This window comes from Myxococcus sp. NMCA1, from assembly GCF_026810205.1.
GTDB lineage: Bacteria > Myxococcota > Myxococcia > Myxococcales > Myxococcaceae > Myxococcus > Myxococcus xanthus_A.
Window position 1 is genome coordinate 456,845 of record NZ_CP113950.1, and the last position, 25,314, is coordinate 482,158.

Here is a 25,314-nt window from a genome sequence, read left to right on the forward strand (position 1 = left end):
CCCCGGCGCGCGTGTTCCAGGGAATCACCATGGGTCTATCCATCGGAATCGTCGGGCTGCCCAACGTCGGCAAGTCCACCCTGTTCAACGCGCTGTCGGCCGCGGGCGCGCAGGCGGCCAACTATCCCTTCTGCACCATCGAGCCCAACGTGGGCGTGGTGCCCGTGCCGGATGACCGCCTGGACCAGCTGTCCGCGCTCATCAAGCCGCTGAAGAAGGTGCCCACCTCACTGGAGTTCGTGGACATCGCCGGCCTGGTGCGCGGCGCGTCCAAGGGCGAAGGCCTGGGCAACCAGTTCCTGGGCAACATCCGCCAGGTCAACGCCGTGCTCCACGTGCTGCGCTGCTTCGAGGACGACAACGTCACCCACGTCGAGGGCGGGGTGAATCCGGTGCGGGACCGGGACGTGGTCGACACGGAGCTGTGCCTCAAGGACCTGGAGACGGTGGAGAAGCGCCGCGAGCGCACCTTGAAGAACACGAAGGTGGGCGGCAAGGCCGGCGAGGAGGCCAAGGCCGAGGTGGCGTTGCTGGACCGCATCAAGGCGAGCCTGGACAACGGCATCACCGTGCGCGCCCAGAAGCTCACCGAGGAGGAGAGCGCTGTCATCCATGACCTGTTCCTGCTCACCGACAAGCCCGTGCTGTACGTGGCGAACATCGGCGAGGCGGAGCTGGGCAAGGAGGACGCCAACCCCCACGTGAAGGCCGTTCGGGAGATGGCCGCGAAGGAGGGCTTCGAGGTCGTGGTGCTCGCCGCCGCGCTGGAGTCCGAAATCCAGCAGCTTCCGGAGTCGGAGCGTCCGGGCTTCCTGGAGAGCGCGGGCCTGTCCGAGCCGGGCCTGCACAAGGTGGTGCGCGCCGGCTACAAGCTGCTGGGCCTGTGGACGTACTTCACCGTGGGCGAGCAGGAGTGCCGCGCGTGGACCATCCACCAGGGCTACAAGGCCCCGCAGGCCGCCGGCGTCATCCACTCCGACTTCGAGCGCGGCTTCATCAAGGCCGAGGTGATGCGCTGGGAGGACCTGGTGAAGCTGGGCAGCGAGTCCGCAGTGAAGGAGAAGGGCATGCTGCGCGTGGAAGGCAAGGAGTACGTCGTCCAGGACGGCGACTGCATGCACTTCCGCTTCAACGTGTAGCGGTCAGCACACGGCAGTCATCGCGGGCGCTGTGCTTCCGGACGGTTCAGTCTGGAGGCGGCGCCCGCGAGCCGTTTCAGGGCCTGGCGGCTCAGAAGCCGCGCGGGCCTTGCAGCACGGTGTAGACCCAGATGCCCACGGCGATGAGCGCCAGCACGGTGGTAAGGGTCGCCGTGCGCCGCATGCGTGGGCGTTCCTCCACCGGGTGGCGCGAGGCGAAGAGCCACATGCCGCCGACCCGCAGGACGAGGAACATGAGGAGCAGGAGCGGGCCGACCACCTGCCAGCCCGAGGGACGCATCAGCACCACGCCCCAGGAGGCGAGGAAGGCGACGTTGCCGAGCAGTGAGGCGATGGCGAAACGGGGATATACGCGTCGAGTGTCCACAGCGCGGGAGTTTCCCCTCACGCGTGCGTGCCTCCAACGACGGACTTCGTTGGGTGCGCGGCAGGCGACAGTGGCCGTTGGCTTAGTCCCGCGTCACGCCGTGCCTGGACGCTTCGCTTCCACGTAGCGGGCCCGGGGGCGCAGCAGGTGGCCTTGCTCGCGTTGCTCCAGGACGTGGGCCACCCAGCCCGCCGCGCGCCCCACGGCGAACAGCGTGGCGCCAGCGCCCGGAGGCAGCCCCAGCGCTCCGGCGAGCATCACCAGCCCGAAGTCCACGGACGGGGGCGGATGTCCCGCCGCGCGCATGGCTTCCAGCACGGCGCTGGCGATACGGACACTGGCAGCCTCGGGGCTCACGGCACGAGCAGCTTCCACCAGCGGCGGCGTTCGCGGGTCTCCGTCCGGGTAGAGCTGATGGCCGAAGCCGGTGATGGCCTCACCGCGCCGCAGCCGCTCCCGGATGACCTCCGCGGCACGCTCCGGCCGTCCCACCTCCACGAGCAATGCCTCCACGCGGTCGCAAGCCCCTCCATGCTTGGGGCCGGAGAGCGCGGCCAGTGCGGCGCTCAGGCAGGCGTAGAGGTCCGCGCCGGAGGAGGCCACCACGCGCGTGGCGAACGTGGACACGTTCAGCTCATGGTCCGCGCACAGCACCAGCGCGCGGTTGAGCAGCTCCGGTGCGCGCTTCAGGCGGGTGTTCCAGGCGCGCGCCAGGGATTGCGCCACCGTGGGCTCGTTCAAGGCTTGCGTCACCCGCCCCGGCGCGTTCGCCACGCAGACCCACGCGGACAGGTGGCGCAGCAACCTCCGGGCGCGGGCCCGCTCCTGCTCGGGCGGAGAGGCAAAGCGCACCTGGTCCCGTGTGCCTAGAAGTGGCACGAGCGCAGACAGCGCGGCCACGGGAGGTGTTCCACGGGGCAACAGCTTCGCCAGCTCGGATGGTGGAAACGCCGGCTCGGGTGAGGGCCACCGTGACGCTTCTTCGGGCAGCGTGCCCATCCACAACAGCTCGGCCACGTCCTCGAACGCGCGCCCCTCCACCGCGAGCGTCACCGCCGAGTGGCCGCGGTACGCGAGCCCCTCCGCGCCCACGCGGGACACCGACGAGTCGATGACGGGCTCGCCCCAGCGCAATGCGCCCGAGGCTACCGCTGCGTGTCCTGCTCTCGCGTCGTGCCGCGCTTTCAGGCGCTCCAGGTCGGAGCGCACATAGCGGTTCTCCTTGGTGCCTCGCTCCGGCACGCAGCGCACGAGGCCTCGGCTCACGTAGGTGTAGAGCGTGGCTCGCTTCACGCCCAGGAGCGCGGCGGCCTGTGCCGCGGTCACCAGTTCCTCCTCAGGTCGATGGTCGAATCGAGATTGAGAGCGTCCGCCCTTGGGCCTACTCATGTCTCACGCACCTCCGCGAAGGCCATTGTCGACTCGACTGGATGACGTGTCGATGCGTCCCCAGGTCGGCGGGGCCCGCATGTGCCCGCGAGGAGAGGAGCCTGTCATGCAGGTGGACTTCGGACGCACGTCGTCGGACTACGTGAGGCACCGGGCGGGCTTTCCGGAAGCCTTCTTCGAACGGCTCGACAAGGAGGGCCTCCTTCGTCAGGGCCTCCGCGCCGTCGACCTGGGGACGGGCACGGGCACGGTGGCCCGGGGATTGGCCCAGCGCGGCGCCGTGGTGACGGGGCTGGATGTGTCCGCGGACATGCTGGATGCCGCCCGTGGGCTCGCTGCTGGAATGGGCCTGGGCATCGACTTCCGACAGGCGCCCGCGGAGAACACGGGCCTGCCGTCACAGGCGTTCGACTTGGTGGTCGCGGGACAGTGCTGGCACTGGTTCGACCGGCCCGCCGCGGCGCGTGAGGCCGCGCGGTTGCTCGTTCCCGGGGGCCGTCTGGTCATCGCCCACTTCGACTGGCTGCCGCTGCCCGGCAACGTGGTGGAGGCCACCGAGTGGCTCATCGAGCGCTTCAACCCGGGCGCGCCCGCGCCCTTCGTGCCCTTGAGCCAGTCTTCCGGTGTCTATCCTCCGTGGTTCCGCGACGCCGCCGAGGCGGGCTTCACCCGGCTCACCTCGTTCTCCTTCGACGTGTCCGTGTCGTACAGCCACCGCGCGTGGCGGGGCCGTATCCGCGCCAGCGCGAAGGTGGGCGCGTCCATGCCCGCGAGCACGGTGAGCCGCTTCGACGCCGCGCTCGCGGACCTGCTCGCCGGGAGCTTTCCGGCGGACCCGCTCGGCATTCCCCACCGCGTCTTCGCGCTGCTCGCGACGCGACCCTGAACAGGAGCACCTGCCCATTTCTTCGCATCCTCACGTCGTCCACGAGCCCGAGCTTCCCTGGATCGAAGTCACGCAAGGTCCCCGGGTGGAGTACCGCCGCAAGCAGCTGGGCGCCGCCGCCAAGGGCCGCAAGCTGGGGTGCAGCTTGATGGAGCTGCCACCCGGCAAACACGCGTGGCCGCGGCACTACCACCTGGCCAACGAAGAGGCCTATTTCATCCTCGCGGGCACGGGCCGGCTGCGCCTGGGGGACGACACTGTCGCCATCAAAGCGGGCGACTACGTGGCGCTGCCGGTGGGGCCTGGTGGCGCGCACCAGCTCCTCAACGACGGAACTGAGACGCTGCGCTACCTCGCCTTCTCCACCATGGTGGAGCCGGACGTCATGGTGTACCCGGACTCAGGGAAGGTGGTCATCTCCGCGGGCAGTGCTCCTGGGGGCGACAAGGCGGCTCGGACCCTGTTCACCACGCTGCCCCTCTCCGCGGAGGTGGACTACTGGAGCGGTGAGGAGCGATAGGCTGTGGGTCTCGATGGCCCCATTGCTCGACGTGCTCATCCAGGAGCGACTCCTCAAGGACCGCGATGCCGCCGCGGCGCTGCTGCCGCGTGGCGAGCCTCCCCATGTGTCCATGCTGCGTCTGTGTGACGCGGGCCTGCTCGAAGGCGGCTTGTCCGTGGGGTACGGCGTGCGCGCCGACGAGCTGGTGGGGCCGCTCACCACCGCCATGGGCGGCGCGGCCCGCCGCTTCAAGGTGGTGGACGTGCGCGAGCGCCCCGTACTGGAGCTCCACGTCATGGCCGGTGACGTGACGGAGCGCTGGGAGGTGGAGGACCTGTCCGCGTTGGTGCACAACCTCAACAGCCTCTATCGCGATGCGCCGGACGTGCGCGCGGTGGCCGAGCTGGGCGAGTGGGAGGATGCGCTCCAGCTCTGGTGCGTGGACAAGCGCGCCCTGCCGAGGCTCGCGCGCCAGCCCTTCTTCGCACCGCGCAACGCCCGGGCGCTGATGAACCCTTCGGGGGAGTGAGTCCCCCAGGGGGCCCGCACTCGCGGTAGACCCGGTTTCTGAGGCAGCATGAGGGGGCATGCGCTTCGTCCTCTCCTGCCTGCTCGTGTTGCTCCCGGCGTCCCCCGCGTTGGCGGAGCTGGATTCCTTCGGCCTGGGCTCGGGCCGCGATGGCGCGCTGTCCGTCTCGACGGTGGGGCGCGTCCTCAATGCCGCCACGCCGCTGACGGACCTCGCGGTGGCCGGCGCCCGCGACGTTCCGGTGCAAAGCGTCTCGGGCTTCACCGCCGGCACGTTGGTGCTCCTCCATCAGAGTGGTGGGGCGCAGGAGGCAGTGGTCTCCAGCGATGGCGGCACCCTGGAGCTTCGACGGATGGGCCACTGGGAGCTGGCGCGCGTGGATGCCGTGACGGCCTCGCCGCCCGTGCTGCGCCTCTCCGAGCCCCTGGTGCATGCCTACACCGCGCCCGGCGCGCAGGTGGTCTCCGTGCCCGAGTACACGAACGTCCTCGTGTCCGCGGGCGCCACCGTCATGGCCCGCCCATGGGATGGGCGCAGCGGCGGCATCCTGGCCTTCCTTGCCACGGGCACGGTGACGAACCAGGGCCTCATCAGCGCGGAAGGAATGGGCTTCCGGGGCGGGCTCTTCGTCAATCACGCGGACCTCATTGGCTGCACCGACCTGGACCTCACTCCCGAGGCAGGTGGTGCCTACAAAGGGGAGGGCCTGCGGATGGGCCGCTTCGGCACGGCCTCGGGGCGCGGCTCCGTGGCGGGTGAGGGCGGCGGTGGCAACTGCCACAACGCGGGTGGTGGCGGAGGCGGGAATGGGGGCCGGGGCGGTGTCGGGGGCCGCACATCGGAGGCGGACATGACGCGGGACGAGGGCGGTTTCGGTGGCGCGCCCGCGAAGTACTCGCTCATCGACAAGTTTGTCTTCGGGAGTGGCGGTGGCGCGGGGGAGGGCAACGATGACCTGGGCTCGAGTGGCGGCGCGGGCGGCGGAGTTGTGTTCATCCGGGCCAGGGCGTTTTCGGGCGCCGGGCGCTTCTCTGCGGATGGGCTCGCCGCCAGCCACACGCCGGGCGACGATGGCGCGGGCGGTGGTGGCGCGGGCGGTGTCCTCATCCTTCGCGCGCAGGACTCACTGTCCTGCGGGAGCGCCCGAGCCGCAGGCGGCAACGGTGGCAACGTCAGCTACCCGGGCTGGGTGCTCGGCCCGGGCGGCGGTGGTGGTGGCGGCGGCGTGCTGCTGCAAGGGGCGACGGCGTCGTGTCCCAGGAGCATGTCGGGCGGCGCTGCTGGGACCCTCACCCCGTCGGATGGTGGAACGCATGGCGCGGGTACGGGGAGCGAAGGCTTCGCCGAGGAATACCACGTGGCCTACCGCACGCCCGGGACGCCGTCTGTCAGCTCTCCCGTGTCCGGAGCGGTGGGCGTTCCTCACCGTCCTCGCATCGAAGGCCAGGCGGACCCTGGCGTTCGAGTCCTCGTGTTCGTCGATGGCGTGGAGCGGCTTCAGGTGAGCTCTGGCGCGGATGGTGTGTTCACCGCTGGCATCCCTCCGCAGCAGGCGCCGCTCGATGTCGGCACGCACACGGTCCACGTGGTGACGGAGGGGCTGGGGGCGTACAGCGCGCCCTCCGCGCCTGTGTCGTTCTCTGTCGCGGCCACCCTGGAGGATGGTGGCGTGGTGGTGGAGCCCATCCTGGTGATTCCGCAGGACGGGGAGACGGTGGGAACCACGCCGCTGTTCGCGGGCGTCGCGCCCAACGGGCAGACGGTGGGCATCGAGGTGGACAATGGCCCCGAGGTCATCATCCCCGTGGATGGCGCGGGCCGCTTCCGCTACCAGTGGCCTGCTGAATCGCCGCTGACGCCGGGTCCTCATTTCGTCACCGTTCATTCGCACAACGAGGCGGGAATCAGCGGGCCCTACTCGCAGCCCATCCGATTCGAGTCCCAGGCGGTGAGCGGCGAGGGTGACGGAGGGACGTCCGGGCAGGATGCGGGCACGTCCCAGGGAGATGGCGGCACCCAGGTCCCGGAGGACGGCTGGCCGGTGCTGGTGGTTCCCGCTGATGGCGAGGTGGTGGACTCCACGCCGCTGTTCGCGGGCGCGGCGACGGCTGGCGCCACGGTGGTCATCGAGGTGGATGGCAGTGAAGTCGCCACGGTGACGGCCGATGACACCGGGGCCTTCCGTTACCAGGTGCCCCGCGAGAGCGCGCTGTCCGTGGGCTCGCACAGCGTCGCGGCGCAGGAGCAACTCGTCACCTCCAGCCGCGTGCCGGCGCGCTCGCGGACCACGGGCTTCGAGGTGCGGGGGCCCGCGGCGCTCGACGTGGGGTGTGGCTGCGGCGCATCGCCCGTGGGCGTGGTGGGCTCCTGGGTGCTGCTGGCGGGACTGGCCGGCCTGTCGCGGCGGCGGCGCGGATAGCGGTCCGCGAACGGCCGGCCTGCCCGGTGCGCTAGTCGTCGCCGAGCAGGCTGCCCAGGCCGACACCACCCAGCACGCTGCCCTCGTCGCGAGCGCCACCCGGGCGCGAGGCGGAGAGGATGCGGCCCGCGAGCCGGCTGAACGGGAGCGACTGGAGCCACACCTTGCCGGGGCCGCGCAGGGTGGCGAAGAAGAGGCCCTCGCCGCCGAAGAAGGCCGTCTTGATGCCGCTCACCATCTGGATGTCGTAGTCCACGGTGGGCTGGAACGCGACGATGCAGCCGGTGTCCACGCGCAGCAGTTCACCCGGGCCCAGCGTGCGCTCGTGCAGCGTGCCGCCGGCGTGGATGAAGGCGAGCCCGTCACCCTGGAGCCGCTGCATGATGAAGCCCTCGCCGCCGAACAGGCCGGTGCCCAGCTTCTTCTGGAAGGCGATGCCCAGCGTCACGCCCTTGGCCGCGGCGAGGAAGCTGTCCTTCTGCGCAATCAGCTCGCCACCGAGCTCACCCAGGTTCACCGGGATGATTTTGCCCGGGTAGGGCGCGGCGAAGGACACCTTGCGCTTGCCGCCACCGCTCTTGTTGAGGAAGACGGTGGTGAAGAGGGACTCGCCCGTCAGCAGTCGCTTGCCCGCGCCGAGCAGCGAACCGAAGAAGCCACTCGTCTTCTCCGAGCCGTCACCGAAGATGGTCTCCATCTCGATGCCGTCTTCCATGTACATGAGGGTGCCGGCTTCGGCGACCGCGGCTTCTCCCGGGTCCAACTCCACCTCGACGAACTGCAGGTCCTCGCCGTAGATGTGGAAGTCCACTTCGTGCATGCGTGCCATGGATGCGCTCCGTCGTGAGGGAAACGGCGCGCACCATAGCCGCCCCGCGGTGGGCTACCGCGACAGAATCAAAGCCAGGGTGGCCACGAGCCGGGCGTCGTCGCCGCCAATGACAGGCGGAATCGACAGCGATACCGGGTTCTCCAATCCGGCGAGACACGAACGCCAGCCTTGATAGCGGCCTTCCTCGGAGGCCTTGAGCTGGTAGCTGCACCGGCCCACGTCGCCCTTGAACGTCTGCGGCGTCACCTGGAAGTCGGTGAGCTGCCCACCGAACGTACCCTTGGCGCGCAGGGCTCCTTCTTCCTGCGTCATCCGCAGGTCCACGGGACCGCTTCCATAGATGCCGCGGATCCGCGCGGCGTCCAGCGTGAGGTTGAGGGGCCTGCCGAAGGCGCGGCCTCGAAAGAAGTCGTCGCTGAAGCCGACCTGCAGGTCTGGGCTGGTGAGGTCGCGGTCGGTGACACGCGCGTTGAGCGCGACCCGAGGCGTTCGCAGGTCCAGGTACTGGACGGGCTGGGCCCAGGCCGAGCCTGCCGCTGCAAGCATTGCGGCTGTGAAGATACGTGAAGTTCTCATGCTTTGAACGTAGCTGGCTCGCCAACCCGTCGCCCGTGTCTTAGGTGTGGTGCACGAGATGAGGCGTTGACCCGCCTGGCGTACGGGCGGGTTGCCGGGCATCGGCCCTAGTACTACCCGGTCACATGCGTGACGGCCCCCGAGGAGGTGCGCGGGCGCTGATATGGCGCAGGCAGAGGGGGCAGTGGCCGATGCGGCGCAGCAGCAGGTACTGAAGGCGGCGGCGCACCTCGGGCAGCGTCCAGCGTGTTCTCCTCCGGGGGGAAAAGCGCTCGGCGGAGCGCGAGAAATCCGTGGGCGACCATGCAGAGGGTGGCGTGGTGGTGGAAGCCTCGCCACCCTCGCCCCTCGAAGTGGTCAAGCCCCACCTCGCCTTTGAGTTCCTGGTAGTCGCGCTCCACTCTCCAGCGCAGCTTGGACAAGCGCACCAACTCCTTGAGCGGCGTGTTCGCGGGCAGCGAGCAGAGCGAGTACTTCGACGGCGCCTTCTCCTCCTGGGGCCACTCGATGAGCAGCCACACCTCTTCACTCGGCGCAGCTCGCTGGACGTGCCGCTCCGCCGTCCGCACGCGCACGGCGGCGAAGCGGGAGGACTGCTCGCCCCGACTGCCCTCACGCCAAGAGACTGTCTGGAATTCCTCCTTGGGAAGTTGACGCGCCAACTCCTCGATGGCCCAGGGCTGCACGCCCTCGGCCACGTAGCGCGTGCGCGGGCGCCCGTTCTGGCCCGGCTCCCTCTCGGGCTTGCGCGGCTTGGCGCCGGGCGGCCACACCTTGTGCGAGCCCTGCACGCCCATCAGGTAATGCAGCCCCCGCTCGCGCACGCCGTCGCGGAACTCTCGCGCGTCGCCGTACCCGGCATCGGCCAGGACGAGGTGCCGGCGCACGCCCCACGCCAGGGCGTCATCCAGCTGGCTCAGCGCTATCCGCCACTTCTTCTGAAACTTCACTCCAGACGGGACACCCGCGGCCTTGCAGCGCTTCCTGCTGCGCGTCCACTCCTCAGGTAGGTACAGCTGCATGGCGATGCAGCCGCTGCCCTTCTCTCCAGCAACATGCAGGCTGACAGCCACCTGGCAGTTCTCCGTCCGCCCCAGGGTGCCCGAGTACTGGCGCGCCACCCCCACCGAATGCACGCCCTTCTTTGGGAAGCCCGTGTCGTCAATGACGAGGGCCTCCAGGCCCGGCAGCTCGCGCTCGAATTTCCGCGCCAGGCGTCGTCGCATTTCGGAGTCGTCCCAAGCCGCGCCGGACACGCACTGCTGAAGCCGCTGACGCATGGCTTCTGTCTGCTCGGGCGCTCCGACGAGCCGGGCCGCCATGGGCTCGATGCTCTTGCGTTCTCCGTCGAGCAGCAGTCCGGTGAGGTAGCCGCCGAGCGCGCGACGTCTCTCGGTCCGGCCCATTCCCTCCGTCATCGAGTCCAGGAACTCGCTCAGCTCCCGGTCAAGCTTGCGTAACTGGGCAGGCGTCATGCTCCGTCAACACGGGGCGACCGCGCCCGATTCATCTGACCGGGTAGTACTAGGCGGTCGTTATGTCCCCGCGTTCCGGGCGCGGTCATGGCTGGCACCGGTGAGAAGGAGGACGTCGTTCGTGGCGGAGCTGACCCCAGGTGTGGAGCCGGAGGCCCGGCGGCCCAGAGTGTCCCTGTCGCTGGCATTGCGGTGGTTGATGTCGCTGGGTGGCATCCTCACGCTGATGGGCGGGCTGCACGCGTACATCGCGGTGCGCCTGTTCGTGAGCCCGCAGCTGCCCCTGCCGTGGGCATGGCTGGGGCCCGTCCTGGTGGCGCTGCTCTTCCTGGCGCTGCCAGTGGGGATGGTGGCGTCGCGCCGCGAACCGACCTTCTGGACGCAGGCGCTCCAGTGGACGTCCTACGTGTGGCTGGGGGCCTTCGGCATCCTGCTGAGCGCGGTGGTGGTCGCGGACCTGGTGGGGCTGGGCCTTTCGTGGTCGGGCGTGGTGACGGACGCGCTGGCCCTGACCCGGGGCAAGGCCCTGGCGGCGGTGGGGGTGACGGTGCCGGCGGTGGTGTACGCCTTCATCACGGCGCGTGGCCGGGCGACGGTGGAACGGGTGATGGTGCCGGTGGTGGGCCTGGCGCCTGGGCTCAGCGGCATGAAGGTGGTGCAGATTTCGGACATCCACGTGGGGCCCACGTTGGACGGACGATGGCTGCGGCGCGTGGTGGAGCAGGTGAACGCGCTCCAGCCTGACGTGGTGGCGGTGACGGGCGACCTGGTGGACGGCACCGTGGACGCGCTGCGGGACGAGGTGAAGCCCCTGTCGGAGCTGCGCGCGTCACTGGGCGTCTTCTACGTCACCGGCAATCACGAGTACTACCACGGGGGCCCGGCCTGGGCGGCGGAGGTGGCGCGCCTGGGCCTCACCGTCCTTCAGAACGAGCACCGGGTGGTGGAGCGCGACGGAGCGCGGCTCACCATCGCGGGAGTGACGGACCATGACGCGGGGCACATCATTCCCTCGCATGCCAGCCGTCCGGAGCTGGCACTGCGCGGGGCGCCGCGGGGCGTGCCGCGTCTGTTGTTGGCCCACCAGCCCCGGTCCGCCCTGCGCGTGGCGGAGGCTGGCGTGATGGTGGACTTGCAGCTTTCCGGGCACACGCACGGCGGACAGGTGTTTCCCTTCATGTTCCTCATCAAGTTGCAGCAGCCGGTGGTGCGCGGTCTGGCCACCATTGCCGGGGTGCGCGTCTATACCCATCGGGGGACAGGCTATTGGGGGCCGCCGCTGCGGTTGGGGCCCTCGCCTGAGATTGCGGAGCTGACCCTGGTGCCTGCCCCGGGGTCATTGCACACCATGTGCAACTGTTGAGTATCCGCCTAGAATCCGGGACCTTCCTTGCTGAAGAGGGTCACTCCCCTGGATCTGGCAACGCTCAACAAGCTGCTCGCGGTCGGTGTGCAGAACGGTGCATCGGACATCCACTTCCGGCCGGGGGACCCGCCCATCTACCGGGTCAATGGCGCGCTCCGGCCCTTGAAGATGGAGAAGCTTCACGCGGACCACACGCGACAGGTGGCAGTCCATGTCGTGTCGGACCCCGAGGTGAAGAAGCAGATTGACACGCTTCAGGAGTGCGACGCGTCCTACAGCCTCCCGGGCGTGGCGCGCTTCCGGGTGAATATCTACCGGCAGCGGGGCTCGCTGGCGTGCATCCTGCGCATCATCCCGGATGAAATCCCAACCATTGACGGACTGGGATTGCCGCAGGTGTTGAAGAAGATTGCCGGCAACGAGCGCGGGCTGGTGCTGGTGACGGGCGCGACGGGCTCGGGGAAGAGCTCCACGCTGGCGGCGATGATTGACCACATCAATCGCACGGAGAACCTGCACGTCCTCACCATCGAGGACCCCATCGAATTCATCTACAAGAACATCAAGTCCTCCATCTCCCAGCGGGAGATTGGTCCGGACACGCAGAGCTTCGCGATTGCCCTGCGCGCGGCGCTGCGCCAGGACCCGGACGTCATCCTGGTGGGCGAGATGCGCGACACGGAGACCATCGACATCGCGCTCAAGGCGTCGGAGACGGGCCACTTGGTGCTCTCCACGGTGCACACGACGGATGCGTCACGCACCATCAACCGCCTGGTGTCGGTGTTCCCCGCCGAAGAGCAGACGATGGTGCGCATGCGCCTGGCGGACTGCCTCAAGGCCACGGTGTCGCAGCGCCTGCTTCCCCGGGCCAGCGGCAAGGGTCGCACCGTGGCGCTGGAAATCATGGTGCAGACGAAGACGGTGGAGCAGTACATCCGCGACGACCGCGCCAACGAGCTGAAGGACGTCATCGAGAAGGGCCGCGACATGTTCGGCATGCAGTCCTTCGACCAGCACCTGACGCAGCTCTACCGGGAGGGGCTCATCACCCTGGATACGGCGCAGAGCGCGGCCTCCAACCCGGCCGACTTCCAGCGCGCGCTCGAGTTCGAGTGAGCGCCACGAGCGCCGCCTTGCCCGAGGGGGCAGGGCTGGCGCTTTCTGTCAGGGCGGGGCCCCTGAGGCGTAGGTCGGCGGCGTCGAATCCACGCCACGCTGAGGGGGCTGCCGATGCTGACGTTCGAGGTGGATGCCGTCGAGGAGGCCTCGACGCCTCCTGTCACCGCGCCGTTGGGGACGTTCGTGGAGGATGCGCTCTGGATGGCGCCCGGGCCGGACACGCGGGTGCTGGAAACGCATGGCGTGCACCCGTTGCTCGCCGCCGTCCACACGGCCTTCGCGGAGCATCGGCCGCTGGTGCTCTCGCCGGACGCCATCTGGCTCACGATGGCGCAGGGCGTGGCGCAACACATCCGGTTGAACGGGGAGTCCCTCCGTGACCGCCTCGTCCGGCATGAGGGCCGCAAGAAGCTGACCGTCGAGCGAGCCAACTGGTGCCCCAGCCGCCTCCTCCCAAGGTGGATGGGCTCGAGCTTGATGGCTGGATCGTAACGGGTGGGCGGCCAGGGATGCGCCTCCTGAGCGCCCAGCAACCGGCCGCGGAGGTTCCTGTCGTTGGTACTTCCCTCGTGGCTGTGCTCATGCACGCACTGGAGCACGGCGGCTCCACCGACCTCCCCGTCTTGGGGATGCTCGGCGGCCGGCTGTTGCCCTGGGAACGCCTGCGCAAGTAACGCGAGCGCACCTGTCCCCACCTGAAACGACGGGTCACTCTAGACCCGATACACCTGGATAGGTGTTACTTCCGACCCACTGAACGGACGTGTCAAAGCGTCCGTCTCCGCGGGTTTGGAGGTCCAGTAAACCAGGAACTATGTCCGAAAATTGAAGCAAAGATTGATATTTCCGCTATTGCTGGTTATTGTCGTGTTGTGTCCAGCGCCCCCTCCCCCCTGATTCGCCGTGCGCAGTCCCTCCTCGATGCCCGCCACCTGGTGGAGGCTGGCGCACTGCGTCTTCCCATCGAGCCCACTCCCGCGCCCGCACGGCGTCACCGGAGCGTGCCCAAGGGGCCTCGGGTGATGCTCGTCTCGGAGGAGCCGCTCTTCCGGCTGGCCATGGGCCGCGAGCTGGCGTCAGACTTCGAGCTGGTCCCTACGTTGGGCATCGCGTCGGCGGACCGTCGGATGGACCTGGGCGTGGTGCCCGAGGCGGTGGTCGTGGACCTGGACTCCGTGGAGCGAGCGGCCGTGCCGACCTTCCTGGCGCGGTTGGTGGAGCGCGACCTGGCGGGGCCGCGCATCCTCGTGTCGTCCCACTTCCGTCCCGAGGTGGCGGCGGCCTACAGCGCCTCCAGCCTCACGCACTTCGCGCTGTCCCGCCCGTGGCGCCCGGGTGCGCTGCGCACGCTGGTGGAGTCCGTCATGGGCCTCTCCGGGCTGCGCGCCATGGCGGCGGGGCGCTGAGGAACATGGAATGAGCCACGCGTCCACCTTCTCTGATCGGCTGGTGGATGCGGGCCGGGGTCTGCTCACCGGTGTCACGAGCGCGTCGGTGGGAGTGGCTCGCAGCGTGGGCGTGGTGCTGAAGGCGATGGGCGGAGGCGTGGCGCAGTGCGCGCGCGGCCGGCCTCGCGAGGGACTGCCCCAACTGGGCCAGGGACTGACGCGCGTGGCGCAGCTTCCCGCGGATGCCGTGTTGATGGTGGGCGGGCGCGTGCTCAGCTCGGTGCAGGTGCTGGTCGGTCTGGAGCCGCCGGGCCGCCGCCTCACGGCGGATGAAATCGTCCGTCTGCGACCCGTCTTCGGAGACAGCCTGAACTACGCGGCGGTGCGGGTGAAGGTCGGCCGGCTGGGACTGCTGGGCCTCCCCGGGCGGGCCTTCGCGCACGGCAACACTGTCTTCGTTCCGCCTCGGAGCGGGGGCGTGGACTTCGGCCTGCTCGTCCATGAGCTGACGCACGTGTGGCAGCACCAGCACGGCGGCACGGCCTACCTGAGCGCCGCCCTGGCCGCGCAGTGGTCCGGCGATGGATACGACTGGCGCAAGGGAGTGAGCCGCGAGAAGCGTTGGGCCCAGCTCAATCCCGAGCAACAGGCTCAGCTCATCGAGGACGCCGCCGTCGCCGGCCTCATCCCCGTCACCACGTCTGTGTCCCCGCGCATGAAGCTGCGGGGCTGGTCCGACGCGGCGCTCGACCTGCTGGATGAGGCCGTGGTCTGCCTGCACGCGGGCCGCGGCGCGCCCTGAGCACTCACAGCTTGGGCGGGGCCAGCGGGTCGTGCTCGGAGAGGAGCCGGGACACGCGCGCCTCATCCAGCCGCGTGCCGAGCTGGTCCATTTCATGCTGGTCACGCACCGTCTTCGACAGGCTGAAGGTCGAGCCGACGGTGAAGAGCAGGCCCATGCCCAGGAAGGACTTCACCCAGATGTCCACGGGCAGGTTCCAGATACCGACCGCCGTCACTCCGACGGAGAGGACGAAGGAGAGCCAGGTCTGGGCGACCCAGGCGGAGCTGTGGGCAACGACGACCTTCGGCGTGGCGCGGGACATGGCGACTTCCTCCTCGTGGCGAGTCGTGCTCGCTGACGGGAAGAACCATGCGCCTTTCCGCCGTAAAGCGCATGGAACTAATCAAAGTGCCATTGATAACCTGGAGTGAATGATTCAGCTCCAGCGCCTCGAAGGCTTCTACCGGGTGGCGCGCGCGGAAGGGTACGCGCGCGCCGTGCCCACCTTCCCGTATCCGATTACGCAGCCGGGAATTCATCAGCAGGTGAAGCGGCTGGAGGCGGAGGTCGGCGTGCCGCTCTTCGAGCGCGTGGGCAAGGACCGCGTGGTGCTCACGCCCGAAGGCCGCACGCTGTACGCGCACGTGGCGCCGTTCCTCGAAGGCCTGGACACAGTGGTGCAGTCGCTGCGCAAGGGCGAGGTGGGCGGCACGTTGCGCATCCATGCCTCTGGCCACGTGCTGCGGCACCTGCTGCCCGCGTGGCTGCGCAAGCTCCAGGCGAAGCGGCCGGACATCGAGGTCGCCCTCTTCGAATCCAAGACGCCCGCGCTGGACGTGCTGCGCCTGGGGGACACGGACCTGGTGGTGGACCATCTGCCGGCGGTGCCCGATGACGTGGAGACGCGCGAGGTGGGGCGCACGCATCCCTTCCTCGTGCTGCCCGCGCACCACCCGCAGGCGAAGCGGAAGCAGGTGCGGCTGGAGCAGCTCCGTGACGACGCGTTCATCGCCTACAGCACGGACCGGTACCTGAGGGATTTGCAGCTCGCGGCGCTGGCGCGGGCGGGCGTCACGCCCAGGCGCCTGCACGCCGCGGATTCCTCGGAGACGATTCTGGGCTTCGTGGCCGCGGGGCTGGGCTTCTCACTGCTGGCCTCGCTCCTGCCGGGAGGTCCACGCGAAGCCGGCGTGGTGTCCAAGGCGCTTCCGGGCGCGGGCACCGGCACCGTCCACGCCGCCTGGCGCAAGACGGCCGCACGCAGCCCGCTCATCCAGGCCGCGTTGCAACTGGCGCCGCGGCTCTGAGCCGTCGCGGGCGCGTGAACGCCAGCGGGGCCCCGGGTCCGCCTGGAAGGTCGGACGCGGAGCCCCGTGGGTGCTCGCTCATGTTCGTGCGGGCGCTCAGCCCTGGTACTGGTGCACTGCCATGATGGGGTAGTTCATGCTGGAGATGGTGACGCGCTGCGAACCATCCGAGTTGACGTTGTTGGAGCCGATGAACGTCGGCTTGCCGTCCTTCCAGCCCGCGAACATCACCACGTGCTGGCCGCCGTTGGTCTTCATGGAGACCACGTCACCCGGCTTCGCGTCCTTCAGGTCGATGCGCTTGAAGTTGGAGTCCCTGTCCAGCTTGGCCATCAGGCCCATCACGCTGTTGTCGTGCTGCGCGTCGGAAATCTGGCCCGCCTGCTCCAGCACGGCGGACACGAAGTTGGCGCAGTTGACGTTGTTGGGGACCCAGTCCTCCATGTCCGCGCCCACGCCGTTCTTCTCCAGCTTCAGCGAGCTCGCGTTCTTGTTCAGGTGCTGCGACGCGATTTCAAAGGGGCTGCCCTTGGGGCCGCGGATGCCGGGGCCGGAGCTGCTGGGGCCCTGCACGCCCTGCGCACCGCCGCTGCTGCCGCCACCGCCCGTGGCGCCACCCGCGCCACCCGCGGAGCCGCTCTCGAAGGAGTCCCGCGAACCCGGGATGTTCAGCGACTTGCCGGCGTAGATGAGGTCCGCGTTCTTGATCTGCGGATTCGCCTTCATCAGCGCGCTGACGCTGGTGTTGTAGCGCTGCGCCAGGTGGGAGAGGGTGTCGCCCGACTTGATGCGGTAGCTGCTGCTCATGGGGGCTCCGTAGGGGGGTAGAGCGGCACGGGGGCGCCGCATGTACGTCTTGCACCTATTCTCGAAGGTTGAGACCTGGAGTTGCGTGCCTCTCGATTTTCGAGGCTGACACCGCGGAACCCCCTGTGATTCCAGCGGATTTCCCAGAAGGTGGGTCGAAAAACACTTCAAAAGGCGTCCTGGCGTCCGCAGAGGCTGCCAGCGCCAGCGAGCTGCCCTACCTTGGGCCGCATGAGCGCGCTGTCCCGGAGATTGAACCTGGACTGGGTGCTGCCCTCGCTGGCGGTGGGGGGCCGCTTCCCCATCGATACGGCGGAGCATCTCGCGGGGGCGCTTGGCATCCGCTGTGTGGTGGACGTGCGGGTGGAGGCCTGTGACGACGAGCACGTCCTGCGCGAGCACGGCATCACCTTGTTGCACCTGCCCACCGAGGACCTCCGGGCCATCCGTGGCGACCGGCTGGATGACGGCGTCGCGTGGGTGACGGAACAACTGGCCCGGGGCCACAAGGTCTACATCCACTGTGAGCATGGGGTGGGGCGCAGCGCGCTGCTCGCCTTGTGCGTCCTGGTGGCGTTGGGGCATCCCCCGCTGGAGGCGCTGTCCCTGGCGAAGCGGCGGCGCTGGCAGGTGTCGCCCAGCACGGAGCAACTGCGCACCTTCATTGCGTGGGCGGATGCCTGGCGTCAGCGGAACGCGGCGACGTGGCGTGTGCCCAGGTTGGAGGAGCTGGCCGCGATTGCGCACAGCCACCTGACCCAGCCGCCACCTGCTTCCCGCGGGAATGAGGACTGAGGGAGCGCCGCGATGCTGGTGTCCGGAGAACATCCGCGAGAGGTGGACCCGACCGCGGAGGCGCGGGCGCTGGCCTGTGCCTGGTGGGAGGTGGACGCGCTACCGCCGGGCCTGACGCGCCACGCGGCGCTGGTGTCGCTGCTCATCCGCGCGGGGGAGTGGGCGCAGGGGGTCCTGGACGCGGAGCAGGTCGTCCATCAGGGCGAGGATGGCGACACGGTGCTGGCGCGGGCCTGCGAGTCCACGCTGCTGGCGCTGGGCCACGCGGTGGTGGCGTCCTGGACGGACGGCTTCCGCGCGGACCTGTCGCAGGTGGGCAGCTCGCTGGAGACGCTGGGCGGACTGGGGCTGCCGCAGCGGGTGCGGTGCAAGGTGCCTCGGGGGTATGCGCTTCAAGGCCTCTACCCGGAGAGCTACCTGGCGTCGGCGCGGGCGCTGCCGAAGCAGGGCGGCCCCTGTCGCGTCGTGGGCATTCGCGGCATCGGCACGGGACTGGCGGGCGTGGTGGCCGCGGCGCTGGGCACCCAGGCGTTGTGCTTCGTCCGGCCTCGCGGGCATCCCTACCGGCGCACGTTGTCGCTGTCACCCGAGCGGACCTCGCAACTGGTGGACGAGGCACGCGCGGGCTACCGCTTCGTGGTGGTGGACGAGGGTCCGGGACGGTCCGGCTCGTCGTTCGGCGCGGTGGCCGAATTCCTGGAGGCGCGTGGCGTGGCGCCTTCGTCTCTGTACTTCCTGCCGGGACACGGCGGTGACGTGGGACCTCACGCAACGCCGAGGCACCGGGAGCTCTGGCGCCGAGCCCAGCGCGGCGTGGTGGATTTCGAGTCGGTGATGGTGACGCCGACCGAGCCTTCACATGCGCTGGCCAGCTGGGTGGAGGACGTGACGGGCAAGGCGACCGCGCCGCTGGAGGACCTGGGTGCTGGAGGCTGGCGGAAGTACCTGCTGCACGACATGCCGAAGGCGGCGTGGCCCCCAGTGCACCGCTGGCGTGAGCGCCGCAAGTACCTGCTGCGCGCGGGCGGTCGGCCCTGGTTGCTGAAGTTCGCGGGCCTGGGGTCCTATGGCGCGCGCGCCTATCTCAAGACGCGGGTGTTGGCGGACGCGGGCTTGGGTGTGCCTGTCTCGGGGCTCAAGCACGGCTTCCTGGTGCAGCCGTGGCTGGAGGAGGCGCGGCCCCTGAGCGCGGTGGGGCGCGGGGTGGACCGCTGGGAGCTGGTGGCGCGCGTGGGGGCGTACCTGGGCTTCCGCTCGCGTCACTTCGGCAGGGTGGAGGAGGGGTGCGGCGCCTCCACGCGCGAGCTGTGGGAGATGGCTCGCTACAACACGGAGGTCGCGTTGGGGCGCGAGGTGGCGCAGGCCCTCCATGTGTGGATGCCCCGGCTGGGCGCGCTGGAGCGGATGGTGCGCCGGACGGTGACGGACAACCGGATGCATGCGTGGGAGTGGCTGGTGTTGCCCGGTGGCCGCGTGCTCAAGGTGGATGCGGTGGACCACCACTGGGCGCACGACCTGGTGGGCTGCCAGGACCTGTCCTGGGATTTGGCGGGCGCGGCGGTGGAGCTGTCGCTGGACTCGGAGGAGCTGGCCGCGCTCTGCGCCGTGGTGGAGCGCCACAAGGGCCGGCTTCCACCCCTGGAGTTGCTGCGCTTCCACCGGCAGGCCTACCTGGCATTCCAACTGGGGGACCATGCGCTGGCCGCCGAGTCCTACGACGCCCACGCGCCAGACGAGGCGGCCCGACTGCGGCATGCCGCGGCTCGCTACGCGGAGTTGCTGCGTCGTGAGCTGGCCCCGGCCAGCAGCCGTCCGCTGATGGGCGGAGTGGGTGTGGGCGCGCGGATGTAATGACGCGCAGTTCCCTCGTTACTGTCACCCGCCGACATCTGGTGGCCCGCGGATGCCGAGGCGCTTGAAGCGGGCCAGGGCTCCGCGCATGGTGCTGGTGTGAGCTCCATTCCTCATCCTGACTTCACGGCCGCGCGTTTCTCCTCCTGTCCGGACGCGCGCTTCCAGCCGGCGCCCGCGGACGGCGTGTTGCCGGAGGGCTTCTTCACCACGACGAATCTGCCTACCTACGTGCGCGTGGGCGGCGCGTGGCGCATGCCGCGCGAGCCGCGCATGGACGGGGCGCTGGTGCTGGATGCGCAAGGCGAGCTGTGGATTCGCGAAGGCCGTCGCGTGCGTGCGGGCGAGCACGTGGTGGTGGGCTTCGCGGAGGACGGCAGCGAAGGCGTGTACGTGAACGCCGCCTACCTCGCGGGTGAGGGGGAGGGGGAGTTCAAGTTCATGACGAGCGCGGTGTCCCGCGAGAAGCCCATCGACTACGCGCACATGGCCCGGGTGCTGGTGGACGAGCGCGAGCGCGGGGGCTACCCCATCTGGGTGACGGGGCCGGCGCTGGTGCATTCGCGGGCGCGCGCGGACATGACGTGGTTCGTCGCCAATGGCTTCGTAGGCGCGCTGCTGGCGGGCAACGCGGTGGCGGTGCATGACATCGAAGCCTCCATCTTCGGCACCACGCTGGGGATGAGCGGCTCGGGCGAGGCCACCTCGGGCGGCCACGGCTTGCATATGCGCGCCATCAACAAGGTGCGGGCGGCGGGCTCCATCGCCAAGGCGGTGGAGGCCGGGGTGATTACCAACGGCATCATGCACGCGTGCGTGGTGCACAAGGTGCCCTTCGTGCTGACGGGCTCCATCCGTGATGACGGGCCGCTGCCGGACGTGGTGACGGACAACCTGGAGGCGCAGGTGGCCATGCGCGAGCACGCGGTGAAGTCCACCATGGCGGTGATGATCGCCACGGCGCTGCATGCCATCGCCACCGGAAACATGCTGCCGGCGTTCGTCACGGAGAAGGACGGCTCGTTGCGGGAGCTGCCCACCATCTGCGTGGACTCGTCGGAGTTCGTGGTGAGCAAGCTGAAGGACCGCGGCACGCACCAGGCCTTCGGCGTGGTGACGAACGCGCAGGACTTCATGCATGTCCTACGGCTGTACGTGGAGCGTGACCTGGCGGCGCGCGGGCTGCCGGTGCCGGGTGACGCGCTGAGGAAGTAGCGGGCGCCTTCCGGCCGCGACGGCGGGCCTGGCACCGGTGGCCAGGCTCGCCTCGGTGTCTCCGCGTCAGAACGACTCTTCCGGCACCTCCATCAGGTCCAGGTTGCCGTGCTCCACCATGCGGGCGGCGTGGGCGACGCCGGGCAGCACCTCGTGGCAGAACCAGCGGGCGCTGGCGAGCTTGCCCACGTAGAAGGCGCGGTCCCCGGGGTTGCTCTTCATGCGCTCCAGCGCGACCTCCGCGTGGCGCACCAGCAGCCAGCCGATGACGACCTCCGCGACGGCGGCCAGCACGCGGTTGCCCTGCAGGCCCACGTGGTAGACGGACTCGCCTAGCTTGCCCATCAGCGTGCCGAGCATCGTCTCCAAGTCGCCCAGCGCACGGCCCAGCGCGGCGCGCTCGGCCTCCAGCTCCCTGCCCTCACCGGTGCGCTCGGCCGTCTCGCGAATCTGGGACAGCAGGCCCTGGAGCGTCGCGCCGCCGTCGCGCGCCACCTTGCGCATGAGCAAGTCGAGCGCCTGGATGTGCGTGGTGCCCTCGTAGAGCGTGTCGATTTTCTGGTCCCGGATGTACTGCTCCACCGGGTAGTCCTGCAGGTAGCCGGAGCCACCGTGGACCTGGAGCGACAGCGCCAGCAGCTCGTAGGCCTTCTCCGAGCAGTAGCCCTTCACCAGCGGCAACAGCATGTCGTTGAGCGTGTCCAGCTCGCCCGCCTCGGTGGCGCGGTGACCGCCCTTGCGCTCCACGCCGTCCTGGATGAACGCGGTGTAGAGGCACAGCGCGCGCATGCCCTCCGCGTGGGCCTTCTGCGCCATCAGCATGCGGCGCACGTCGGGGTGGCGGAAGATGGGCACGCGCGGCGCCGTCTTGTCCCGGGCCTGCATCAGGTCCGCGCCCTGGAGGCGGTCCTTGGAGAAGGCCAGCGCGCGGCCGTAGCCGGCCGACAGCGTGGCCATGGACTTCACGCCCACCGCCATGCGGGCCTGCTCGATGATGTAGAACATCTGCCGGATGCCGTCGTGGACCTCGCCCAGCAGCAGGCCGCGACAGGGCTTCCCGTCGCCGAAGGTCATCTCACAGGTGACGGAGCCCTTCAGCCCCATCTTCTTCTCCAGCTTGGTGCACACCACGCCGTTGGCTTCACCCAGGCTGCCGTCCTCGTTCACCCAGTACTTGGGCACGACGAACAGCGACAGGCCCTTGGTGCCGGGCGCCGCGCCCTCCGGACGCGCCAGCACCATGTGGATGATGTTCTCGGACATGTCCGAGTCACCGTTGGTGATGAAGCGCTTCACCCCTTCGATTTCCCAGACGGTGTCGGAGACGCGGCGGGCCTTGGTTCGGGCGGCGCCCACGTCACTGCCGGCGTCGGGTTCGGTGAGCACCATGGAGCCACCCCAGCGGCGGTCCAGCATGTGCGGCAGGAAGCGCTGCTTCTGCGCGTCCGTGCCCAGCCGGTCGATGATGCGCGCCAGCAGGTTGCCCAGCGTATAGAAGGCCAGCGAGGCATTGGCGCCCACCAGCAGCTCGAACGCGGCCCATCCCAGGGAGGGCGGCGCGCCCAGGCCGCCCAGGTGCGGCGGCTGCTCCAGCAGGTGCATGCCCGCGTCGAAGAATGCATTCATCGCCTTCTTCAATCCAGGCGGCAGCGTCACCTCGCCATTCTCGAGCTTCGGCGGGTTGTGCTCCGGCTCCTCGAAGCTCTGGGCCAGTTCGTTGGTGCTGAGCTGGGCGAACATCTGGAGCATCTGGCGTGCGGCCGTCTCGTCCAGGTCGCCAAAGGGTGCGTGGCCCAGCGAGGCTCGGCCGATATCGAGGAACTCGAAGAGGTTGAACTCGATATCGCGCAGGTTGGGGACGTAGTGGTTCGAAGACGACATCTCGGGCTCCTCGCGGGTGTGGGGCCGCGAGGCTAACCCGAGATTGATTCGCGAGTCAGTGACTCTTGAGCTGCAGGGTGGGTACTGCGCCCTCGCCGAGGACGAGGTGCACCTGCCCCACCTTGGACGCGAGGTCCTTATAGGCCTCCAGCTCCTTGAGGCGCACCAGCAGCGGGTTCTCCGCCAGCACCTTGGCCGTCTGCGCCATGGAGCGGGTGGCGGCCGTCTCCTCGCGCCGCATGATGACGTTGGCCTCCGCTTCCTTCTGCGCCTGGATGACGCGGTTGAGCAGCTCCTTCATCTCGCCCGGGAGGACGACGTCCTTGATGCCGAAGCGCAGCAGCTCCAAGCCCACCGTGCTGGCGCGGTCCTTCACCTGGGTGAAGAGGCTTTCGGCCACGGCTTCCCGCGAGGCGAGCAGCTCATCCAGCGTCCGCTCCGACACGGCCTCGCGCGCGGCCAGCTGCATGGCCAGGTAGAGGACGTCATCCGGAGCGCGGGACACGACGGCGAGCCGGCGTGCGTCCGAGACGCGGAAGGCCGCTGACAGGTTGAGGCGCAGGGTGACGCGGTCCTTCGTCATCACCTCCTGGCCGGTGACGTGGAGCAGGCGCTCGCGCAGGTCGATGACGGCCAGCTGCACCTTGCGGGCGACGGTCCACGCGGCGTGACGTCCCGGAGGAAGTTCAGCGTCCAGCACACCATCCACGTAGCGGAGCACGACGGTGCCCTCGGTGGCGGTGGCCTCCGTGTAGTCGCTGGCGGGGACCAGGGCGCGCACGTCATCGTGCAGCGGCGCCGTGGCGACACCCGAGGTGTCCACGCGCTCCATGCGCACGGTGGGGGCGCCGGGCGTCAGCTCGCGGCTGGGAAGGCGTTCCACCGTCCACGCCTGGTGCAGGCCCCGGCCGAGCCAACGCACGGGGCGGCCCTTGTGGAAGAGGATGGCGCGCTCGTCGGCGCCGAGCTCGATGACTTGCAGGTCCTCTTCCGGCACGAGGGCCAGGAGCGCCACGTCCAACTGGACGAGGGGCTGCTCGGTGCTCACGCGCACCAGCCGGACCTTGCGGAAGGGGTGGACCAGCCAGTATCGGCCGGGAACGAGGTATCGCTCCGGCTTCTCGTCCACCAGCACGAACGCCCGCTCAATCTGCCCGACATCCACACGCATGATGCTCATCGCGCACCTCCTTTCCCCCGCCGGGGGAGCTTGAAGAACCGGGACGTTCCCGTGCGCTTTGTCGCGCGTGTCCCGGGCACTGCTGAATAGTGAGGGCCCCACCGTTCACGGACGTGGAGCGCGGACTGCCTGCCCTGGCCGCCTCCTGGCTGCTCGCGCCTGCGCGTCGGGCACATCCGCGGGCGGCGGCAGGGGCTTCCGCTGACGGCTCGGAAGGGGCCTTGTCGCCCTGGCGGAAGGCCGGGCATCGAGGTGGGAGGAGTGGGAAGCGGTGGACCCGCGCTCACGTCAGCTCGCCGCGGAACCCTCTGGATTGAACGAAGGAATCGAACCTTCTCCGCAGGATTGGTGACCTGTGCTCTACCAGTGAGCGAGTTCGGAGCCAGGCGCATCTGGCGCCTGCTGCCTGTTGGACCCGACGGGGGCCCGGCCGGGCGGTCCGATGCGAGGAAACCACTGCGAGCGATGGACCCGGGAACACCCGCGTCGGCACCTGGGCGCAGCGCACCCAAGCCCGGAGCCGGGAGCCCGGGGACAGCCCCGTGACACCTCTGGATTCCGCCGAGGTCGAGCGACGCGACGCCGCGTGGAGTCTGACATGGCGAAAGGCGCCAGTGTCCAGGCAGCCCGTGCGCATGCTGGAATGGGCGGGTCGCGCTCTGCATCGGGACAAGGCATCGGAAGTCGGGCGCCAAGCCTCCCTATTCGCATGTGCGAGGAGTGGTTCCGTTGCGTCAGCCGAGACTTGTTCCGATGGGCGTCGCCCTGCTCCTGCTCCAGTGGGCCTGTGTCGCCGGAAGGGAAGCTTCGTCATCGCTGGAGACGGGCGCTGCCTATGTCGTGGCGCCGTCAGTTGAAGGGCAGGGGGAGTCCCACGGTGCCTTCTTTCCCCTGGGGTGGGATGAAGGCGCTGGGTACGCCGGAACGGAGCCACTCGCGCTCCGGCCGGTGAGGCGGGGAGGCGGTGGTCGCCCAAGTCGCCAGCCGCCGGCGCTCAATCCTAGGCCATCACCCATGCAGACCCAGGTCACTGCTCGCAGGAGCGCGGACCATGCGGTGGTCGTCCAGGCTCGGCAGGTCTATCAGCAGCGGTTGCAGACGGCTCAGGCGACCTACCCGAACAGCATTGGGTATGAGAACCACCACTTCATCCCGTTGTACCTGGGCGGCGCGAGTAACGGGCAGACGTACCGGTTGCCGACTGCGTACCACAAAGCCGTGACTCAGCAGTTCCGCCGTTCGTGGCCGTACGGTCAGGGGCGGCGTCCCACGCCTCAGGAGCTTCGCATCCCATCCCCCAGTTGATTGGCATCACGCCTTGAGCATGCGAGAGACCATCGAGTTCAGAATCGCCGAGCGGGATGCTCGGGAGCACCTTGAGCCGGGGCTCGGCGTCTCGTTGGGCGGCTCCATCCGCAAGGTGGTGCTGCCCGTCGACGATGCCTGCGTCGCACGGATTGCGCAGCTCAACCACGCTTACGCG

Annotated in this window: 24 protein-coding genes; 15 read left to right on the forward strand and 9 right to left on the reverse strand. The window is 69.4% G+C overall.

The window, feature by feature from the left end:
- Nucleotides 1-29: 29 nt before the first annotated feature.
- Nucleotides 30-1,139, forward strand: a complete 1,110-nt coding sequence (gene ychF / locus OZ403_RS02000; RefSeq protein WP_140786827.1) for a redox-regulated ATPase YchF — start codon at nt 30-32, stop codon at nt 1,137-1,139.
- Nucleotides 1,140-1,230: 91 nt separating this feature from the next.
- On the opposite strand, the gene OZ403_RS02005 is transcribed toward ychF, so the two are convergent.
- Nucleotides 1,231-1,527 carry a hypothetical protein gene (locus OZ403_RS02005; protein WP_090486717.1) on the reverse strand — a complete coding sequence of 99 codons (297 nt, stop codon included), beginning with the start codon at nt 1,525-1,527 and terminating at the stop codon, nt 1,231-1,233.
- 93 nt (nt 1,528-1,620) lie between these two features.
- On the reverse strand, nt 1,621-2,916 hold the full coding sequence (locus tag OZ403_RS02010) for a citrate synthase family protein (protein WP_268783336.1): 1,296 nt from the start codon (nt 2,914-2,916) through the stop codon (nt 1,621-1,623).
- A gap of 106 nt (nt 2,917-3,022) precedes the next feature.
- On the opposite strand from OZ403_RS02010, the gene OZ403_RS02015 reads away from it, so the two are divergent.
- The 4 genes from OZ403_RS02015 to agmC are packed head-to-tail and all read left to right on the forward strand — an operon-like array spanning nt 3,023 to nt 7,252.
- Nucleotides 3,023-3,802 (forward strand): class I SAM-dependent methyltransferase, encoded by a 780-nt coding sequence (locus OZ403_RS02015; RefSeq protein ID WP_268783337.1) that lies wholly within the window; start codon nt 3,023-3,025, stop codon nt 3,800-3,802.
- 16 nt (nt 3,803-3,818) lie between these two features.
- Complete coding sequence (locus OZ403_RS02020; RefSeq protein WP_140786829.1) at nt 3,819-4,322, forward strand: cupin domain-containing protein; 504 nt, start codon at nt 3,819-3,821, stop codon at nt 4,320-4,322.
- A gap of 13 nt (nt 4,323-4,335) precedes the next feature.
- On the forward strand, nt 4,336-4,833 hold the full coding sequence (locus tag OZ403_RS02025) for a hypothetical protein (protein ID WP_140786830.1): 498 nt from the start codon (nt 4,336-4,338) through the stop codon (nt 4,831-4,833).
- A 58-nt stretch (nt 4,834-4,891) separates the two neighbouring features.
- Entirely contained in the window at nt 4,892-7,252 is a 2,361-nt protein-coding gene (gene agmC / locus OZ403_RS02030; protein ID WP_140873062.1) for an adventurous gliding motility protein AgmC, read from the forward strand.
- Nucleotides 7,253-7,283: 31 nt separating this feature from the next.
- Here the strand turns inward: agmC and OZ403_RS02035 are convergent, their stop codons facing one another.
- The 3 genes from OZ403_RS02035 to OZ403_RS02045 all read right to left on the reverse strand — a co-directional run bounded on the left by OZ403_RS02035 (nt 7,284) and on the right by OZ403_RS02045 (nt 10,135).
- The gene (locus tag OZ403_RS02035; RefSeq protein WP_140786832.1) at nt 7,284-8,081 is read right to left on the reverse strand and encodes a TIGR00266 family protein; all 798 of its coding nucleotides are present in this window, start codon (nt 8,079-8,081) and stop codon (nt 7,284-7,286) included.
- A 54-nt stretch (nt 8,082-8,135) separates the two neighbouring features.
- Nucleotides 8,136-8,630 carry a hypothetical protein gene (locus OZ403_RS02040; RefSeq protein ID WP_268783338.1) on the reverse strand — a complete coding sequence of 165 codons (495 nt, stop codon included), beginning with the start codon at nt 8,628-8,630 and terminating at the stop codon, nt 8,136-8,138.
- Between the two features lie 143 nt (nt 8,631-8,773).
- Entirely contained in the window at nt 8,774-10,135 is a 1,362-nt protein-coding gene (locus OZ403_RS02045; protein ID WP_268782815.1) for an IS701 family transposase, read from the reverse strand.
- A gap of 121 nt (nt 10,136-10,256) precedes the next feature.
- On the opposite strand from OZ403_RS02045, the gene OZ403_RS02050 reads away from it, so the two are divergent.
- From OZ403_RS02050 to OZ403_RS02070, 5 genes are all read left to right on the forward strand, one after another.
- Entirely contained in the window at nt 10,257-11,498 is a 1,242-nt protein-coding gene (locus tag OZ403_RS02050) for a metallophosphoesterase (RefSeq protein WP_268783339.1), read from the forward strand.
- Nucleotides 11,499-11,525: 27 nt separating this feature from the next.
- Nucleotides 11,526-12,620: a type IV pilus twitching motility protein PilT gene (locus OZ403_RS02055; protein ID WP_140786835.1), complete on the forward strand. Its 1,095-nt coding sequence runs from the start codon at nt 11,526-11,528 to the stop codon at nt 12,618-12,620.
- 114 nt (nt 12,621-12,734) lie between these two features.
- Nucleotides 12,735-13,115, forward strand: coding sequence for a DUF4419 domain-containing protein (locus OZ403_RS02060; protein ID WP_237080137.1), 381 nt, complete (start codon nt 12,735-12,737; stop codon nt 13,113-13,115).
- 380 nt (nt 13,116-13,495) lie between these two features.
- Nucleotides 13,496-14,029 carry a hypothetical protein gene (locus tag OZ403_RS02065; protein ID WP_237077953.1) on the forward strand — a complete coding sequence of 178 codons (534 nt, stop codon included), beginning with the start codon at nt 13,496-13,498 and terminating at the stop codon, nt 14,027-14,029.
- Nucleotides 14,030-14,039: 10 nt separating this feature from the next.
- Nucleotides 14,040-14,813, forward strand: a complete 774-nt coding sequence (locus OZ403_RS02070) for a DUF4157 domain-containing protein (protein ID WP_140786836.1) — start codon at nt 14,040-14,042, stop codon at nt 14,811-14,813.
- Nucleotides 14,814-14,817: 4 nt separating this feature from the next.
- Here OZ403_RS02070 and OZ403_RS02075 read toward each other — a convergent pair whose 3' ends face one another.
- A complete protein-coding gene (locus tag OZ403_RS02075) occupies nt 14,818-15,117 on the reverse strand; it encodes a YiaA/YiaB family inner membrane protein (RefSeq protein WP_140786837.1) in 300 nt (99 codons plus the stop codon).
- A gap of 109 nt (nt 15,118-15,226) precedes the next feature.
- Here OZ403_RS02075 and OZ403_RS02080 point away from each other — a divergent pair, with 109 nt between their 5' ends.
- Nucleotides 15,227-16,102 carry a LysR family transcriptional regulator gene (locus OZ403_RS02080; protein ID WP_140786838.1) on the forward strand — a complete coding sequence of 292 codons (876 nt, stop codon included), beginning with the start codon at nt 15,227-15,229 and terminating at the stop codon, nt 16,100-16,102.
- Nucleotides 16,103-16,198: 96 nt separating this feature from the next.
- Here the strand turns inward: OZ403_RS02080 and OZ403_RS02085 are convergent, their stop codons facing one another.
- Nucleotides 16,199-16,909, reverse strand: coding sequence for a C40 family peptidase (locus OZ403_RS02085; protein WP_268783340.1), 711 nt, complete (start codon nt 16,907-16,909; stop codon nt 16,199-16,201).
- Nucleotides 16,910-17,059: 150 nt separating this feature from the next.
- Here OZ403_RS02085 and OZ403_RS02090 point away from each other — a divergent pair, with 150 nt between their 5' ends.
- The 3 genes from OZ403_RS02090 (at nt 17,060) to OZ403_RS02100 (ending at nt 20,770) form a co-directional block, all read left to right on the forward strand.
- Complete coding sequence (locus OZ403_RS02090; RefSeq protein WP_140786839.1) at nt 17,060-17,704, forward strand: protein-tyrosine phosphatase family protein; 645 nt, start codon at nt 17,060-17,062, stop codon at nt 17,702-17,704.
- A gap of 12 nt (nt 17,705-17,716) precedes the next feature.
- Entirely contained in the window at nt 17,717-19,555 is a 1,839-nt protein-coding gene (locus OZ403_RS02095) for a hypothetical protein (protein ID WP_268783341.1), read from the forward strand.
- 99 nt (nt 19,556-19,654) lie between these two features.
- The gene (locus tag OZ403_RS02100) at nt 19,655-20,770 is read left to right on the forward strand and encodes an ornithine cyclodeaminase family domain (protein ID WP_140797020.1); all 1,116 of its coding nucleotides are present in this window, start codon (nt 19,655-19,657) and stop codon (nt 20,768-20,770) included.
- Between the two features lie 66 nt (nt 20,771-20,836).
- Here OZ403_RS02100 and OZ403_RS02105 read toward each other — a convergent pair whose 3' ends face one another.
- Nucleotides 20,837-22,651, reverse strand: coding sequence for an acyl-CoA dehydrogenase (locus tag OZ403_RS02105; RefSeq protein WP_140786842.1), 1,815 nt, complete (start codon nt 22,649-22,651; stop codon nt 20,837-20,839).
- Between the two features lie 55 nt (nt 22,652-22,706).
- On the reverse strand, nt 22,707-23,831 hold the full coding sequence (locus tag OZ403_RS02110; protein ID WP_268783342.1) for a slipin family protein: 1,125 nt from the start codon (nt 23,829-23,831) through the stop codon (nt 22,707-22,709).
- A gap of 1,014 nt (nt 23,832-24,845) precedes the next feature.
- On the opposite strand from OZ403_RS02110, the gene OZ403_RS02115 reads away from it, so the two are divergent.
- Complete coding sequence (locus OZ403_RS02115; RefSeq protein WP_268783343.1) at nt 24,846-25,136, forward strand: hypothetical protein; 291 nt, start codon at nt 24,846-24,848, stop codon at nt 25,134-25,136.
- Nucleotides 25,137-25,314: the final 178 nt, after the last annotated feature.

What these genes read in the sequence shown, in the direction of transcription:
- OZ403_RS02035 (WP_140786832.1), bottom strand. Translation starts at nt 8,081, where the DNA reads ATGGCACGCATGCACGAAGTGGACTTCCACATCTACGGCGAGGACCTG.
- OZ403_RS02060 (WP_237080137.1), top strand. Translation starts at nt 12,735, where the DNA reads ATGCTGACGTTCGAGGTGGATGCCGTCGAGGAGGCCTCGACGCCTCCT.
- OZ403_RS02085 (WP_268783340.1), bottom strand. Translation starts at nt 16,909, where the DNA reads ATGAGCAGCAGCTACCGCATCAAGTCGGGCGACACCCTCTCCCACCTG.
- OZ403_RS02040 (WP_268783338.1), bottom strand. Translation starts at nt 8,630, where the DNA reads ATGCTTGCAGCGGCAGGCTCGGCCTGGGCCCAGCCCGTCCAGTACCTG.
- OZ403_RS02045 (WP_268782815.1), bottom strand. Translation starts at nt 10,135, where the DNA reads ATGACGCCTGCCCAGTTACGCAAGCTTGACCGGGAGCTGAGCGAGTTC.
- OZ403_RS02115 (WP_268783343.1), top strand. Translation starts at nt 24,846, where the DNA reads ATGCAGACCCAGGTCACTGCTCGCAGGAGCGCGGACCATGCGGTGGTC.
- OZ403_RS02070 (WP_140786836.1), top strand. Translation starts at nt 14,040, where the DNA reads ATGAGCCACGCGTCCACCTTCTCTGATCGGCTGGTGGATGCGGGCCGG.
- OZ403_RS02105 (WP_140786842.1), bottom strand. Translation starts at nt 22,651, where the DNA reads ATGTCGTCTTCGAACCACTACGTCCCCAACCTGCGCGATATCGAGTTC.
- OZ403_RS02075 (WP_140786837.1), bottom strand. Translation starts at nt 15,117, where the DNA reads ATGTCCCGCGCCACGCCGAAGGTCGTCGTTGCCCACAGCTCCGCCTGG.
- OZ403_RS02010 (WP_268783336.1), bottom strand. Translation starts at nt 2,916, where the DNA reads ATGAGTAGGCCCAAGGGCGGACGCTCTCAATCTCGATTCGACCATCGA.
- ychF (WP_140786827.1), top strand. Translation starts at nt 30, where the DNA reads ATGGGTCTATCCATCGGAATCGTCGGGCTGCCCAACGTCGGCAAGTCC.
- agmC (WP_140873062.1), top strand. Translation starts at nt 4,892, where the DNA reads ATGCGCTTCGTCCTCTCCTGCCTGCTCGTGTTGCTCCCGGCGTCCCCC.
- OZ403_RS02080 (WP_140786838.1), top strand. Translation starts at nt 15,227, where the DNA reads ATGATTCAGCTCCAGCGCCTCGAAGGCTTCTACCGGGTGGCGCGCGCG.
- OZ403_RS02110 (WP_268783342.1), bottom strand. Translation starts at nt 23,831, where the DNA reads ATGAGCATCATGCGTGTGGATGTCGGGCAGATTGAGCGGGCGTTCGTG.
- OZ403_RS02015 (WP_268783337.1), top strand. Translation starts at nt 3,023, where the DNA reads ATGCAGGTGGACTTCGGACGCACGTCGTCGGACTACGTGAGGCACCGG.
- OZ403_RS02095 (WP_268783341.1), top strand. Translation starts at nt 17,717, where the DNA reads ATGCTGGTGTCCGGAGAACATCCGCGAGAGGTGGACCCGACCGCGGAG.
- OZ403_RS02025 (WP_140786830.1), top strand. Translation starts at nt 4,336, where the DNA reads ATGGCCCCATTGCTCGACGTGCTCATCCAGGAGCGACTCCTCAAGGAC.